Annotated in this window: 16 protein-coding genes and 1 other annotated feature; all 16 genes read left to right on the forward strand. The window is 46.7% G+C overall.

Annotated elements, in window-relative coordinates:
- Positions 1–35 precede the first annotated feature (35 nt).
- The 16 genes from radC (at position 36) to NSQ38_RS11825 (ending at position 13651) form a co-directional block, all read left to right on the forward strand.
- On the forward strand, positions 36–725 hold the full coding sequence (radC, locus tag NSQ38_RS11750) for a DNA repair protein RadC (RefSeq protein ID WP_076216949.1): 690 nt from the start codon (positions 36–38) through the stop codon (positions 723–725).
- Positions 726–908: 183 nt separating this feature from the next.
- Entirely contained in the window at positions 909–1943 is a 1035-nt protein-coding gene (locus NSQ38_RS11755) for a rod shape-determining protein (protein ID WP_017692612.1), read from the forward strand.
- A 185-nt stretch (positions 1944–2128) separates the two neighbouring features.
- Positions 2129–3001 carry a rod shape-determining protein MreC gene (gene mreC, locus NSQ38_RS11760; protein WP_047841182.1) on the forward strand — a complete coding sequence of 291 codons (873 nt, stop codon included), beginning with the start codon at positions 2129–2131 and terminating at the stop codon, positions 2999–3001.
- Positions 3001–3534, forward strand: coding sequence for a rod shape-determining protein MreD (gene mreD / locus NSQ38_RS11765; RefSeq protein WP_036605906.1), 534 nt, complete (start codon positions 3001–3003; stop codon positions 3532–3534). The genes mreC and mreD overlap by 1 nt, the downstream gene beginning before the upstream one ends.
- Positions 3535–3608: 74 nt before the next feature.
- Positions 3609–4271, forward strand: a complete 663-nt coding sequence (gene minC / locus NSQ38_RS11770) for a septum site-determining protein MinC (RefSeq protein ID WP_017692615.1) — start codon at positions 3609–3611, stop codon at positions 4269–4271.
- A 3-nt stretch (positions 4272–4274) separates the two neighbouring features.
- Positions 4275–5069: a septum site-determining protein MinD gene (gene minD, locus NSQ38_RS11775; protein WP_053783092.1), complete on the forward strand. Its 795-nt coding sequence runs from the start codon at positions 4275–4277 to the stop codon at positions 5067–5069.
- A gap of 149 nt (positions 5070–5218) precedes the next feature.
- Positions 5219–6067, forward strand: a complete 849-nt coding sequence (locus NSQ38_RS11780) for a M23 family metallopeptidase (RefSeq protein WP_339789354.1) — start codon at positions 5219–5221, stop codon at positions 6065–6067.
- The gene (locus tag NSQ38_RS11785; protein WP_339789357.1) at positions 6060–6920 is read left to right on the forward strand and encodes a M50 family metallopeptidase; all 861 of its coding nucleotides are present in this window, start codon (positions 6060–6062) and stop codon (positions 6918–6920) included. The genes NSQ38_RS11780 and NSQ38_RS11785 overlap by 8 nt, the downstream gene beginning before the upstream one ends.
- Positions 6921–7026: 106 nt before the next feature.
- The gene (locus NSQ38_RS11790; RefSeq protein ID WP_339789360.1) at positions 7027–8277 is read left to right on the forward strand and encodes an Rne/Rng family ribonuclease; all 1251 of its coding nucleotides are present in this window, start codon (positions 7027–7029) and stop codon (positions 8275–8277) included.
- A 56-nt stretch (positions 8278–8333) separates the two neighbouring features.
- Positions 8334–8418: a sequence feature (ribosomal protein L21 leader region), on the forward strand.
- A gap of 14 nt (positions 8419–8432) precedes the next feature.
- Positions 8433–8744: a 50S ribosomal protein L21 gene (gene rplU, locus NSQ38_RS11795; protein WP_017692620.1), complete on the forward strand. Its 312-nt coding sequence runs from the start codon at positions 8433–8435 to the stop codon at positions 8742–8744.
- A 14-nt stretch (positions 8745–8758) separates the two neighbouring features.
- A complete protein-coding gene (locus NSQ38_RS11800; RefSeq protein WP_036605912.1) occupies positions 8759–9088 on the forward strand; it encodes a ribosomal-processing cysteine protease Prp in 330 nt (109 codons plus the stop codon).
- A gap of 23 nt (positions 9089–9111) precedes the next feature.
- Complete coding sequence (rpmA, locus tag NSQ38_RS11805) at positions 9112–9423, forward strand: 50S ribosomal protein L27 (protein ID WP_017692622.1); 312 nt, start codon at positions 9112–9114, stop codon at positions 9421–9423.
- A 90-nt stretch (positions 9424–9513) separates the two neighbouring features.
- Complete coding sequence (locus NSQ38_RS11810) at positions 9514–10311, forward strand: Spo0B domain-containing protein (protein WP_235193928.1); 798 nt, start codon at positions 9514–9516, stop codon at positions 10309–10311.
- A gap of 17 nt (positions 10312–10328) precedes the next feature.
- Entirely contained in the window at positions 10329–11639 is a 1311-nt protein-coding gene (gene obgE, locus NSQ38_RS11815) for a GTPase ObgE (RefSeq protein ID WP_076216952.1), read from the forward strand.
- Positions 11640–11868: 229 nt separating this feature from the next.
- The gene (locus NSQ38_RS11820) at positions 11869–12306 is read left to right on the forward strand and encodes an ACT domain-containing protein (protein WP_017692625.1); all 438 of its coding nucleotides are present in this window, start codon (positions 11869–11871) and stop codon (positions 12304–12306) included.
- Between the two features lie 58 nt (positions 12307–12364).
- The gene (locus NSQ38_RS11825; protein WP_017692626.1) at positions 12365–13651 is read left to right on the forward strand and encodes a homoserine dehydrogenase; all 1287 of its coding nucleotides are present in this window, start codon (positions 12365–12367) and stop codon (positions 13649–13651) included.
- Positions 13652–13735 lie beyond the last annotated feature (84 nt).

Genomic DNA, 13735 nt, shown 5'->3' on the forward strand with positions numbered 1-13735 from the left:
GAAGCCAAATGTTGTGAAATGAAAAGAGGGAACATATGGAGTCGCCTCAATACATGATGCGCGACATCCCCCAGGAAGAACGCCCGAGAGAACGCATGATGGAATACGGGGCGGGCGCCTTAAGCCATGCTGAATTGCTGGCGATTTTACTTCGAACAGGCACAAGACAGGAATCCGCGGTGCATATGGCACAGCGGATTCTGGCCGAAGCGGGTGGCATTCGCTCGTTGATGGATTTGAGTCTGGAAGAACTGACCGCGATGAAAGGAATCGGCAATGCCAAGGCTGTGCAATTGAAAGCTGGCATTGAGCTGGGTCATCGGATTGCCAAAAGCAGACTCACGCAGTCGACTTCAATTCGTACACCCCGTGATGCAGCTGACATTCTGATCGAACAATTGCGTTACTTGCAAAAAGAACATTTTGTGTGTCTTTTTCTGAATAGCAAAAATCATATTATTGCCCAGGAAACACTCTCCATGGGCAGCCTTAACGCTTCGATTGTACATCCACGTGAAGTGTTCCGGGCTGCCATCAAATGCAGCAGCGCATCGATTGTGTGCGCACACAACCATCCGAGTGGTGATCCTACGCCCAGTCCGGAGGATATCCAAATAACCAAGAGACTGATTGAAGCAGGTGCTATTGTTGGCATTGACGTGCTTGATCATATTATTATCGGAGATGGAACGTACGTAAGTTTGAAGGAGAAGGGCTTAGTATAATATAATGGTTGGCGTTGATGTTTTCCTATGAATGTTAACGGCGTTGTCCGTAAAAGATAGGTTCACTTTACTAATGCAAAAAAACAAATGCGAATATTAGCTCCACGTGTTGCGTGGGAATGAAATTATTACGCTCTGGATCATAATGGAGCGGCTATATGAGGCAGAAAAGGAGATTATGTTATGTTTGGTGGTTTTACGAAAGATTTGGGTATTGACTTGGGGACAGCAAATACGTTGGTTTATGTACGAGGAAAAGGAATTGTGGTGCGAGAACCTTCGGTTGTCGCTATACGGACAGATACAAATAGCATCGAGGCAGTAGGTGAAGCCGCCAAAAAAATGATTGGACGTACACCTGGTAACATTCGTGCCATTCGTCCAATGAAAGATGGCGTTATTGCCGATTTCGATACAACGGCAACAATGATCAAATATTTCATCCGTGAGGCGCAGAAACAGCGCTCCATGTTCCAACGTCATCCAAACGTAATGGTATGTGTACCATCCGGGATCACAGCAGTAGAACAACGTGCGGTTGAAGATGCAACCAAACAGGCTGGAGCACGTGAAGCCTATACAATTGAAGAGCCTTTTGCAGCTGCAATCGGTGCAGATCTGCCTGTATGGGAACCAACAGGTAGTATGGTTGTCGATATTGGTGGCGGTACAACGGAAGTGGCTGTTATCTCTCTTGGTGGTATTGTTACGAGCCGTTCGGTTCGTGTAGCAGGTGACGAGATGGATGAATCCGTTATCCAGTACATCAAACGCCAATACAATCTCATGATCGGTGAACGTACATCGGAGCAATTGAAGATGGACATCGGATCAGCTATGCCATTGGAACAAGTAGAAACGATGGAAATTCGTGGACGTGACCTTGTAACAGGTCTGCCGAAGACAATTACGATTACTTCGGACGAGATCAGTGAAGCGCTGGCTGATACCGTGAATGCAATTGTTGAAGCGGTAAAAGTAACACTTGAAAAATGCCCGCCTGAACTTGCTGCCGATATCATGGATCGGGGTATCGTTCTTACAGGTGGTGGGGCGTTGCTTCGCAACCTGGACAAGCTTCTCGCTGGTGAGACAGGAATGCCTGTCATTGTGGCTGAGAACCCGCTGGATTGTGTAGCAATCGGAACAGGTAAAGCGCTAGAGAATATTCATTTGTTCAAAAGCAGAAGCAGTTCGGCCGTTCGTTCCAAACGTTAATTGGTATTTGCCTAACTTGGCATAGCGACCAAGTGGCAAGATATCTTTATAGAGGACCCGGTTAACCCCGGGGATGAGCTATTACCCGCTTAACAGGGGAGGATCGGCTGATATTCTCGCAGGGACTACAGGTCTGACAGTCTCCCCGCCGGGCATGGCTCGGAAGAGAATATGGATGTTAGAGGGTGTTCGAACTGTTTAAACTGCTAGGCAACAAAAGACTTTTTGTTTTGCTGGTGGGCCTTGTTACATTTATCGCGTTAATGGGCTTTACGCTCAGTCCGCGAACCACTCTATCCTGGCCGGAGAAATTCCTGAAGGATTCAGTTGGATTTGTACAATACGTATTTTACAAGCCCGCTTCCTATGTAGCGGGCTTTTTCAAAGATGTAGCGAACATGCGTACGGTATATGAAGAGAATGAAGAGCTTCGTATCGCGATGGGTCACTATACCCGGGATCGGCTGAAGTACAATGATATGGAGCAAGTGAATGAGCAGCTTCAGAAAGCGCTCAATTTCACAGAAGAACAGAAGAATCGCTATAATTACGGTTCACGAATTGCTCAGGTTATCAGTGCCAATTCGGATCCGAATAGCAGAACCATTAACATTGATATCGGTGAAAATGCGGGAATCAAGCCGGGGATGGCCGTTACCTCCCAGGAAGGGCTGGTCGGCGTGATCAGTCATGTCAGCTCATATACATCAACGGTTAATCTGCTAACGTCCATGGATGCCAATGATCCGACATCCAATGCCATTGCAGCAACGGCAGTAGGTAAAGAGAAAGTATTTGGTATGATTGAGAGCTACGATCCGAAGACGGGCATGCTCAAGATGACCAAAATTTCGGAGGATTCAAACATCAAAAAGGGTGATGAGATCATCTCTTCAGGGATTATCAATAACTTTCCCAAGTATATGCGGATTGGTGAAGTGGAAAAGGTTGAAGTTGGGGAGTACGGTTTAACGCGGACTGCGATTATCAAACCATACGCCAGTTTCCTTGATTGGAAAGAGCTGATTGTCATTATCCCGCCTGAGGTAAAAGAATAATGGTAACACGTAAGCAAGTTTTGTTCCTGTTACTATTCGTTTTGTTCATTGCGGAAGGCACAATTTTGCCGCTGCTCATCCCTTCTGGCTGGCAGATGCGTATTTCTGCCAATCTGGTCTATATCGTCATTTTGTTTATCGCTGTATATCATCATCGTCACACGGCACTAGTACTCGGTATATTTTTTGGACTATTGCATGATGTCGTATTCTATGGCGAGATGATTGGACCTTATGGATTCTCGATGGGTTTATCGGCATACATGATGGGACTCATTTTTCAAGCACCACGTGCACCACTGCCGGTTATGGTATCGGTTGTCATTTTGGGAAGTCTGCTTAATGACACCATGCTATTTTTCCTGTACAAGCTCTTCCAACTTAACCACGTGACCTTTGACTGGGCGTTGATTGAATACATGATTCCTAATTTGTTCATTCATTTTGTGTTTGCCTTGATCATATATGTCCCCCTTCGGAAACAACTGGAGCGGATCGGCAAGAGACGGAGCAAGACAGAGGAAGCTTCCTAAATACATTTATGGAGCGCAAAGCAGGAACTTGGGGCCCCGGGCACGAAATGTAATGAGATGGGAGGGACAGGCTTATGACGGTAAAATCGAATCACGTAACGATTAAAGGCATCCGAGACGGCCTGGTTTTCCTGTTGGACGATCAATGTGAATTCGAGGAATTGCTCTATGAGCTCCGCTATAAGCTGGAACACAGCCATCAAAATATTTTGACCGGACCGATTGTTCATGTGGATATCAAGTTGGGTGCCCGCGAAGTGACAGAGGACCAGAAAGAAGCAATCCTCGATATATTGAAGCAAAAAGGGAATCTGCTTATTCGATCCATCGACTCACCTGCACTCCAACCGGAGGTTAAAGGACCGCCGCCGATTGTAACCATGTGTGGTATGGTGCGTTCAGGTCAGGTGCTTCATCATGAAGGAAATCTCCTGTTTCTTGGGGATATCAATCCGGGGGGCACAGTGACGTGTACCGGAGATATATATGTGTTGGGTTCACTCAGAGGTATGGCTCATGCCGGAATTGGCGGGGACGAGGAAGCGATCATTGCCGCTTCGGTATTTGCACCGACGCAGCTACGGATTGCGGATATCATCAGTCGTCCTCCCGATGAATGGGAGAGCCGAGAGACCGGAATGGAATTTGCTTACTTACAGGACAATCAGATGCAGATAGACAAAATGAGCAATATCGTTCGGTTACGCCGAGATTTTAATGTGTTTAAAGGAGTGTAGCTCATGGGAGAGGCGATCGTGATCACTTCGGGTAAAGGCGGCGTGGGTAAAACAACCACCTCGGCAAACATCGGGACAGCGCTGGCGCTGCTCGGCAAAAAGGTTTGTCTGGTAGATACCGATATCGGCCTTCGTAATTTGGATGTCGTGATGGGACTCGAAAACCGTATTATTTACGATCTGTGCGACGTTGCGGACGGCCGCTGCCGTCTGAATCAGGCTTTGGTCAAAGACAAGCGTTTCGAAGAATTATACATGTTGCCTGCTGCGCAGACGAGAGACAAAAACTCAGTGTCGCCAGAACAGGTCAAGGATATTATCCTTGAATTGAAAAAAGATTTTGAGTACGTCATTATTGATTGCCCAGCCGGCATAGAGCAGGGTTTCAAAAATGCGGTAGCAGGAGCAGATCAGGCCATCGTGGTTACTACACCGGAAAATGCTGCAGTGCGTGATGCGGATCGTGTCATCGGCCTGCTGGAGAGTTCACACATTCAATCACCAAAGCTGGTGGTGAATCGAATTCGCAATAATATGGTTAAATCGGGTGACATGTTAGATATCGATGGTATTTTACAAGTACTTAATATTGACCTGATTGGCATCGTGCCTGATGATGAACTGGTCATCAAAGCTGCCAATTCAGGAGAACCTACGGTCATGAATCCGGATTCACTTGCGGCGATTGCCTATCGTAACATTGCAAGACGCATTTTGGGAGATACGGTTCCATTGATGCAGCTGGAGCAAAAAAAGGGAGCTTTCACTCGTTTCAAAAAGTTCTTCGGAATGGGTTAATTCATTTAAATGGACTTATTCATTATCTGATTACATGACAGCCGTGGCTTATAGCCCGGCTTTTTTTGTTACCTGCTGGCAGGCTTGTTCATATTATCAACCACCTCTTCATAGGATGTAGTAAACAAGCCTCGGCGGGAGGATATTCCATGAACACGAAACTCAGAATTAAGCAGAGACGAGAAGAACGCATTCGGCGACTGATGGATGGTGCCACTGTGGAGGTCTTACAGGAGCAAAAAGTAGGTTCACTGTTGGACAAGAATGAGATCATACACCCGAAACCATTTGCGCCTAGTGAGGGGATACAGGAAAGAGATCCGGAATGGTTATGGAAAAAAGAGAATGGTCATTTCGTTCCAGGGGGGCATTCGAGATTCAACCTGTTCAAGTCACTTCTCAAACGGACGGTTATTAGCGCTTTGATATTTGGCGGAGTGTGGGGGCTATTTCAGTTGGATACATCGTGGACGACATCACCCAAAACAGTAATTGCGGATGCACTCCATCGGGATATGGATTTTGCCTCAGCCGCGGCCTGGTATGAACGGCACTTTGGAGGAACACCTTCGTTTCTTCCGGTCCTCGGACATACGACGGATGCCGTGAACGGATTGAAAGTAAGGCAGTTACTGGGGAAACCGATCTCAGGCACAGTTGTTCAGCCATTCGCGCTGAGCATGAAGGGAATTGAGATCGTTCCGGATGCCGCAGGTGCAGAACTTATACAGGTCGCAAGTTCTGATGCTGGACGTGTCATGGAGGTTATCGGCGATGCAGCAAGTGGGTTCACAGTTGTCATCCAGCATACAGGCAATGTCACGGCAATATACGGTCGGCTGAACGAAAGTGAAGTGAACGTGAATGACTGGGTGGAAGCGGGGAATCCAGTGGGGAGTCTTAAGGCTACGGGTGGTGAACAACCGGCCACGCTCTATTTTGCAGTCAAAGAGGGTGAGGAGTACGTAGACCCGGCGGAAGTCGTTGCCCTTGATTAGGGTATGGGGAGTACGCATTACGTTTCATCCGTTTTTTGTAATTATCATGATGGCCTCCCTTCTGACTGGACATTTTATTGAGCTTATTACGTTGTTTGCCATCGTATTTATTCATGAATGTGGACATGCTGCGGCTGCTGCCCTTCTGGGCTATCGTGTCTTGTCGATCCAGATGCTTCCTTTTGGAGGAGTAGCGGTTATCGAAGATGGAGGTACGATCACGGCCTACCGGGAAATCATCATTGCTCTGGCAGGTCCATTACAAAACATGCTGATGGTTGGTGTGGTTTTGCTGTTGCAGTATGGCAATCTGGGCGAGCCGGTTTTTCTCAACTATATCATTCAGGGGAACCTGCTCATTGCCCTATTTAATCTGCTGCCTGTACTTCCTCTGGACGGAGGTAAAATTGTTCAGGCGCTTGTCAGTCTGTGGGCACCCTACTATACAACATTAATGTGGACTTACAGAATTAGCATTCTATGTAGCGTAGGGGTTATTTTATATGCTATCAGCCGATGGTTTACTGGGGACTACGGCTTACCGCTCAACATTCTGTTAATCGGCCTTTTTTTGTTCTATTCCAACGTAACGGATTACCGAAATGTGCCCTATCGCTTCATCCGTTTTCTCATGAATCGCGAGGGTGTGTTCGCTCGTCATGCGGCTACCGGCAGTTTGGCGCAGCCAATAATCTCATTTCCGGCGAAACCTTTGGACACTATTTTGCGTCTATTAAAGAGAGAAAGATACCATATGGTATACGTGATGAACAGACAGGGTCGAATTATGGCCGTCTTGCCTGAGCAACGGATTATCGGTTCCTATTTTCAACAAAATGGTGATAAATTGTAGAGTTCTGGTGGACCTGTTCTAAAATGGGTTAATACATGTACAATGAGAATTGAAAAGATATTGAAATGGATGTGGATGAATTGAATTGTCTTCTAGAGGTGAAGCCATGAAACAAATGATAGTACATAATGAACATAACCTCATGCAAATGGCGCTTCTGGAAGAAGGCAAAGCTGTGGAATTTACGGCAGAGCGTACACGCGAGCGTGGACTGCTGGGTTCCTTTTTCAAGGGACGGGTCGTGAATGTGTTACCAGGTATGCAGGCTGCTTTTGTGGATATCGGTCAGAAAAAAAATGCGTTTCTCTATGTGGACGATGTGTTGCATCCCCATCTGGAGAAGCAGCCCAAGGTGAAGCCTTCCATCTCGGAGTTGCTTCGTCCGGGTCAGGAAGTCATTGTTCAGGTTCTGAAAGAACCGGTAGGAGGCAAGGGAGCCCGGGTGACGACTCATTATTCACTCCCGGGCCGTTGGCTTGTCTACATGCCTGTTGCTGACTATGTAGCGGTATCCAAGAAAATTGCCCGTGAAGGGGATCGTTCCCGTCTTAAGGCACTTGGGGAGCAACTGAGGCGGGATGAAGAAGGACTTATTATTCGGACCGTATCTGGAGAAGAGCAGCATGAAGCCATTAAGTCGGACTTGGAAACATTACGCGCGCAGTGGTATCTGATTCGTGAAAAAGCGGACAGTTTGCCTTCACCAAGCCTCTTGCATCGGGATCATAGCATGGTACAGCGAATCATCAGAGATGTGTATACGCCAGGGAGTGACGAAGTCATCACTGATAGTGAAGGACAAGCCCGTGAGGTAAAAGCATTGCTTGAAGAGATTAGTCCTGGTCATCAACCCAAAGTACAGGTGTATCGGGGAACAGAATCCATCTTTGCTGCCTATGGTGTGCAGGAACAGTTGAATAAGGATTTTGCCCGAAAAGTGTGGTTGCCCGGAGGCGGATACATTGTCATTGATCATACCGAAGCTCTGACTGTAGTGGATGTGAACACAGGCAAATATACGGGAGCTGGCGGTGACAGTCTGGAAGATACCGTGACAGAGACCAACATACAGGCAGCAGTGGAGATTGCTCGTCTGATGCGTCTGCGAGATATCGGTGGCATGATTATTGTCGACTTCATTGATATGGAGGAAGCTTCGAATCGGCATGAAGTCGCGGCAACCTTGGAGGGTGAGCTCAAGAAGGATCGGACCAAAGCGTTTGTAATGGGTTGGACCAAGCTGGGTTTGCTCGAACTTACCCGTAAGAAAGTGCGGGAAGAAAGTACGTTGCCCTATGTGGAGCCGTGTTCTTCCTGCCATGGAACGGGAAAAAGATATATTTCACCTTTGCATTGATTTTTGATATATTGCGTGATATAATCTTCAAGTATGTGTTTAGCCTAATGGTCTTGCACATGCTGTAACCGCACTGGCCGGGTATAAGAACAGTTCCGCAAGGACACTGTCACCTGAGAACGGGCGAGTCTGAGACATGAGGAGGTGCAAGGCAAATGTACGCAATTATTGAAACAGGCGGCAAACAGTACAAAGTCCAAGAGGGCGATGTTCTGTTCATCGAGAAATTGACTGCGAACGATGGCGAAAGCGTAACGTTCGACCGTGTCCTGGCTGTATCTAACGATCAAGGTTTGACAGCAGGTACACCATTGATTTCCGGAGCTACTGTAACGGCTAAAGTGGAGAAACATGGCAAAGGACAAAAGGTTATCGTATACAAATACAAACCTAAAAAGAACTACCATGTGAAGCAAGGTCACCGTCAACCGTACACTAAAGTAACTATCGAAACAATCAAAGCGTAAAGAAGGTGCGATAAGTGATTATCGTTCAAATCTTTCGTGATGAGGACGGGAACATCGAACGTTTTTCCATTGAAGGGCATGCTAATTTTGCCAAGCGGGGAGAAGACATCGTATGTGCCGGGGTATCCGCTGTTACAGTGGGTACGGTGAACTCGATTGAAACATTGACCGGTGTCGAAATGGATGCCAAGATGAAGAATGGCTTTTTAAGCGGTTCTTTACCTTTGTTAGAGAGAGGGGAAACCTGGTCCCAGGTACAATTGTTACTCGAATCCATGGTGGTTATGCTCTCTAATATTGCAGAGTCATACGGGAAGTATATTAAAATACAGCAATTCAAATAAGCAAAGAAGGAGGACAACCAATCATGTTGAAATTAAATCTTCAGTTATTCGCATCGAAAAAAGGTGTAGGTTCCACGAAGAACGGACGTGACAGTAATGCTCAACGTCTGGGTGTTAAACGTGCTGATGGTCAAACTGTAACTGGTGGTAGCATTCTCGTTCGCCAACGCGGAACGAAAATTCACCCAGGAACTAACGTTGGCATCGGTAAAGATGACACTTTGTTCGCGAAAATCGACGGCGTTGTAAAATTCGAACGTTGGGGACGCGACCGCAAAAAAGTAAGCATCTATCCTGTTAATGTTGCTCCTGTAGCAGCAGCAGTAGAAGCGTAATATCGGCATTCCGCCTAAGGAGCCTTCGGCATTTTTGCCGAAGGTTTTTTGTATTCAACGGTTATTCGATAATGAACTGGCAGAAAAGACATGTTATACTTGGTTACGGTGGGTGTAGACCAACCGAGTTTTGTAGAACGGGGAGAAGCCATGAAATCTTGGAAAAGAGTGCCGTGGATTGCGGCATGTTCACTTCTGATTCCTTTGGTTTTCGTTATGTTGTATCCGGCGATGATCTCAAGCGTCGTGTGCGCATTGTGGTCCGTCGCAGTATTGCTCATTTCTGTGAATGCGATGAAGAAACAGGCGGAGGCGGAACGTAGAGCCATCATACAATCCATGGAAAAAACAGCAATTGCTTCATTAAATCATCATCGACACGACTGGATGAACGACCTTCAGGTGTTATATGGATATCTTCGGCTGGGCAAACTTGATAAATCCTTGCAATGTGTGGAAAGAATAAAAGAGCGGGTTACAGAAGAAAGCCGAATCTCCAGATTAGGTATTCCTTCCCTCGTATTTTATCTTCAGTCTTTTCGCGCCAGTGGAATTGCGCTGGACTTGCATGTGGAAATAGAAGATGAGTTGCAGCTTAGTGCTCTGGTCTCTCCCGAGGATGGCGAGTCACTTACCGGGGCGATTGCGGATGCAATCAGGGCCTATCAATATGGCGGCGGCCGGTCTTCTTGGGGAGAGGTTCGCAAACTGACCTTAAACTTCGGACAGGATCATGGAGATGTGGTTGTCCGACTGGATGGGGATCAAACACCCGATCCGGAAACACTGCGGCAGCTTACTGCCGTACTCAAAGGAAAAAAAGTCAGAACGGAGCAGTTTCCGTCTGAGGACACGTTTATACAATTCAGAATGCCGTGTGGAATATAGGAAGAAGGGGTTAACCAATGTTTGTAGATAAAGCGAAGATTTATGTAAAAGCCGGAGACGGAGGGGACGGAATTATTTCGTTCCGTCGTGAGAAGTATGTACCAAACGGCGGACCTGCAGGGGGCGATGGAGGCAGAGGAGCTGACATCATTTTCCGCGTGGATGAAGGTTTGCGTACGTTGATGGATTTCCGTTACCAGCGCCACTTCAAGGCCCCACGTGGTGAGAAGGGACGTAATAAAAGTCAGCATGGTGCAAATGCGGAGAACATGATTGTGCGCATTCCACCAGGAACTATCATCTTGGATGAAGACAGTGGAGAAGTACTGGCGGATATGACACGTCACGGTCAACAGGTTGTTATTGCTCGTGGTGGTCGGGGCGGACGGGGTAACATCCGATTTGCTACACCGAACAATCCTGCACCTGAACTTGCTGAGAACGGTGAAGAAGGACAAGAGCGTTACATCGTACTCGAACTGAAAGTTATGGCAGATGTTGGTCTGGTTGGTTTCCCGAGTGTCGGGAAATCCACATTGCTTTCTGTCGTTTCGTCAGCCAAGCCAAAGATCGGGGCATACCATTTCACAACCATTACACCGAATCTGGGTGTGGTCGGTGTAGGAGAAGGCCGAAGCTTTGTCATGGCCGATTTGCCTGGACTGATTGAAGGTGCGCATGAAGGAGTCGGACTGGGACATGAGTTCCTGCGTCATGTCGAGCGTACTCGCATTATTGTTCACGTTGTAGATATGTCGGGTTCGGAAGGACGCGATCCTTTTGAAGACTGGCAGAAAATCAATGACGAATTGAAGTTGTACAATCCGCTTCTCGCCGAGAGAACGCAAATTGTAGCAGCTAACAAGATGGATATGCCAGACTCTGAAGCGAACTTGGAGCAATTTTTACAGCAAGTTCGTGAGGTTCAACCTGATATTGAAGTGATGCCAATTTCATCCTTGACCCGGAAAGGGATTCAAGAACTTCTCTATCGTGCAGCTGATCTGCTGGATCAGGTTCCAGACGAGCGAGTGGTTGAAGAGGTAGCAGATGTATCTGAACGTAAAGTATACAGTCTGGACAAAAAAGAAGATGATGGTTTCAAAATTGTGCGTGAGAACGAAATGTTCGTTGTCGAAAGTGCCAAGATTGACCGCATGATGAAACGGATGCAATTGAACTCGCATGAAGCTATACTGAAACTCGCACGTACACTTCGTTATATGGGTGTGGACGCTGAGTTGCGTAAGCGCGGGGCTGTAGAAGGCACCATCGTGCGTATTGGAGACTTTGAATTCGAATTCGTGGAAGGCAGCAGTTACTATTAAGTAGCCGTCTTCCGTGGAGAGACAGATCGATATAGGAACGCAGAGAAGTGGGAAGTTGACCCGCAACTCTGCGTTTTTTTTGTTTTTTCCTGACATGAGAGAGGGATAAACTTGTATACTGTGAGGAACGTATTTCAAAAAATAGGCGTGTCATGTATTGCCCTTTTGCCATAGATCCTATATAATGTCCACTATATGAATACATGAGTCTTTGAGGAGAGGACGTTCTGTGAACGAACGCTATTACTTAGTACGGGAAGATATTTTACCAGAGGCTGTGGTGAAGACCATGCAGGTAAAAGAACTACTGGCTTCTGGTGATGTTAAAACAGTGCATGAGGCGGTTGAACAGGTCGGATTAAGCCGGAGTGCCTTTTACAAGTACAAAGATGGAATCCATCTGATCAACCAGCTTGAGCGCGAGAGAATTGTAACGATCTCCATTGATCTGGAGCATCAGTCGGGTATCTTGTCACGTGTACTTGGACATGTAGCTGGTTATGGAGCTAATGTACTCACGATTAATCAGAGTATCCCGCTTCAAGGAAGAGCCAATGTTGTCATTTCGGTGGAAACGACACATCTTCACGGTGAAATTGGTGAAATGCTGGATCGAATGCAAGATATGCCTGGCGTAAGACGTACACGTATTGTAGGCCAAGGGTAATTAGGCTTTAACATACAGGACTGATGGACAAGAATAGACATTAGGGGGTAGATCGTTAGTGAAACCAGTAAAAGTCGGATTGTTGGGCCTGGGAACTGTCGGAACGGGAGTCGTTCGCATTGTGGAAGGGAATCAGGAGGATCTGAGCAGTCAGGTTGGATCGCCGATTGTCATCGAGAAGATCGCAGTGAAAAATACAGAGAAAGAACGTGTTATTGCTGTAGATCGTGCCAAGCTTACGGAAGATCCTTGGGAAGTCATTCGTCATCCGGATATTGATGTCATCGTTGAAGTCATGGGCGGCATTGATCAGACGAAGGAGTATATTCTTGAAGCGTTGGAACGTGGGAAACATATCGTAACAGCAAACAAAGATCTCATGGCACTGCATGGTACAGAGATTTTGGCGAAGGCCCAGGAGAAGCAATGTGACGTATTCTATGAGGCGAGTGTTGCTGGAGGGATTCCGATCATTCGTACGCTGATTGAAGGGTTCTCTTCTGACCGGATTACCCGCATTATGGGGATTGTGAACGGAACAACGAACTTTATTCTGACCAAAATGAGTCAGGAAGGTGCATCCTATGAAGAAGTACTGGCTGAAGCACAGGCTCTGGGATACGCCGAATCGGATCCAACTTCCGATGTGGAGGGACTTGACGCAGCTCGCAAAATGGCGATCTTGAGTACACTCGGTTTCCGCACCAATGTGGAGTTGAAGGATGTAACCGTTAAAGGAATATCCTCCGTAACTCGTGAAGACATTATGTATGCCAAAAGATTGGGATATGAGATGAAGTTACTTGGTATTGCGGACCGTATTGGCGATGAGATCACGATCAGCGTTCAGCCGACAATGGTTAGACAGAATCACCCGATTGCTTCAGTCAACGGTGTGTTCAACGCAGTATATGTACACGGTGAAGCTGTAGGGGAGACGATGTTCTACGGTGCGGGTGCGGGAGAACTTCCAACGGCAACTTCGGTTGTAGCTGACATTGTGGCGGTTACCAAAAACCTTAAACTTGGCGTGAACGGTCTCAAAGCAATTGTGCCTTATAAAATTAAGCGACTACAAAGCGACGAGCAGATCGTGTCGAAAAACTTTATTTTACTACACGTAGACGACAAAGCCGGTGTATTGGCACAAATCACACAAATTTTCGCAGAATATGATGTCAGTCTGGCGTCGGTTGTTCAACAGCCGAATGAGCACAACCCGGATGCTGAGATCATTATCGTTACACATAATGCAAGTAAGGCAAGCATGGATAAAGTGTTAAAACATTTTGAATCACTCAGCGTCATTCGCCGCATTAAGAGTGTTTACCGGGTCGAAGGATAATTCTCCTTATCCCATACGGCATCTCAATTATTTCAGTTATAACGTTCAAGTTAATCATATCCGGTTCAACAGGTCATCATTTCA

Origin of the sequence: Paenibacillus sp. FSL R7-0313 (assembly GCF_037969885.1) — a bacterium.
Taxonomy (GTDB): Bacteria; Bacillota; Bacilli; order Paenibacillales; family Paenibacillaceae; genus Paenibacillus.

What these genes read in the sequence shown, in the direction of transcription:
- radC (WP_076216949.1), top strand. Translation starts at nt 36, where the DNA reads ATGGAGTCGCCTCAATACATGATGCGCGACATCCCCCAGGAAGAACGC.
- NSQ38_RS11755 (WP_017692612.1), top strand. Translation starts at nt 909, where the DNA reads ATGTTTGGTGGTTTTACGAAAGATTTGGGTATTGACTTGGGGACAGCA.
- mreD (WP_036605906.1), top strand. Translation starts at nt 3,001, where the DNA reads ATGGTAACACGTAAGCAAGTTTTGTTCCTGTTACTATTCGTTTTGTTC.
- minC (WP_017692615.1), top strand. Translation starts at nt 3,609, where the DNA reads ATGACGGTAAAATCGAATCACGTAACGATTAAAGGCATCCGAGACGGC.
- minD (WP_053783092.1), top strand. Translation starts at nt 4,275, where the DNA reads ATGGGAGAGGCGATCGTGATCACTTCGGGTAAAGGCGGCGTGGGTAAA.
- NSQ38_RS11780 (WP_339789354.1), top strand. Translation starts at nt 5,219, where the DNA reads ATGAACACGAAACTCAGAATTAAGCAGAGACGAGAAGAACGCATTCGG.
- NSQ38_RS11790 (WP_339789360.1), top strand. Translation starts at nt 7,027, where the DNA reads ATGAAACAAATGATAGTACATAATGAACATAACCTCATGCAAATGGCG.
- rplU (WP_017692620.1), top strand. Translation starts at nt 8,433, where the DNA reads ATGTACGCAATTATTGAAACAGGCGGCAAACAGTACAAAGTCCAAGAG.
- rpmA (WP_017692622.1), top strand. Translation starts at nt 9,112, where the DNA reads ATGTTGAAATTAAATCTTCAGTTATTCGCATCGAAAAAAGGTGTAGGT.
- NSQ38_RS11810 (WP_235193928.1), top strand. Translation starts at nt 9,514, where the DNA reads ATGTTATACTTGGTTACGGTGGGTGTAGACCAACCGAGTTTTGTAGAA.
- obgE (WP_076216952.1), top strand. Translation starts at nt 10,329, where the DNA reads ATGTTTGTAGATAAAGCGAAGATTTATGTAAAAGCCGGAGACGGAGGG.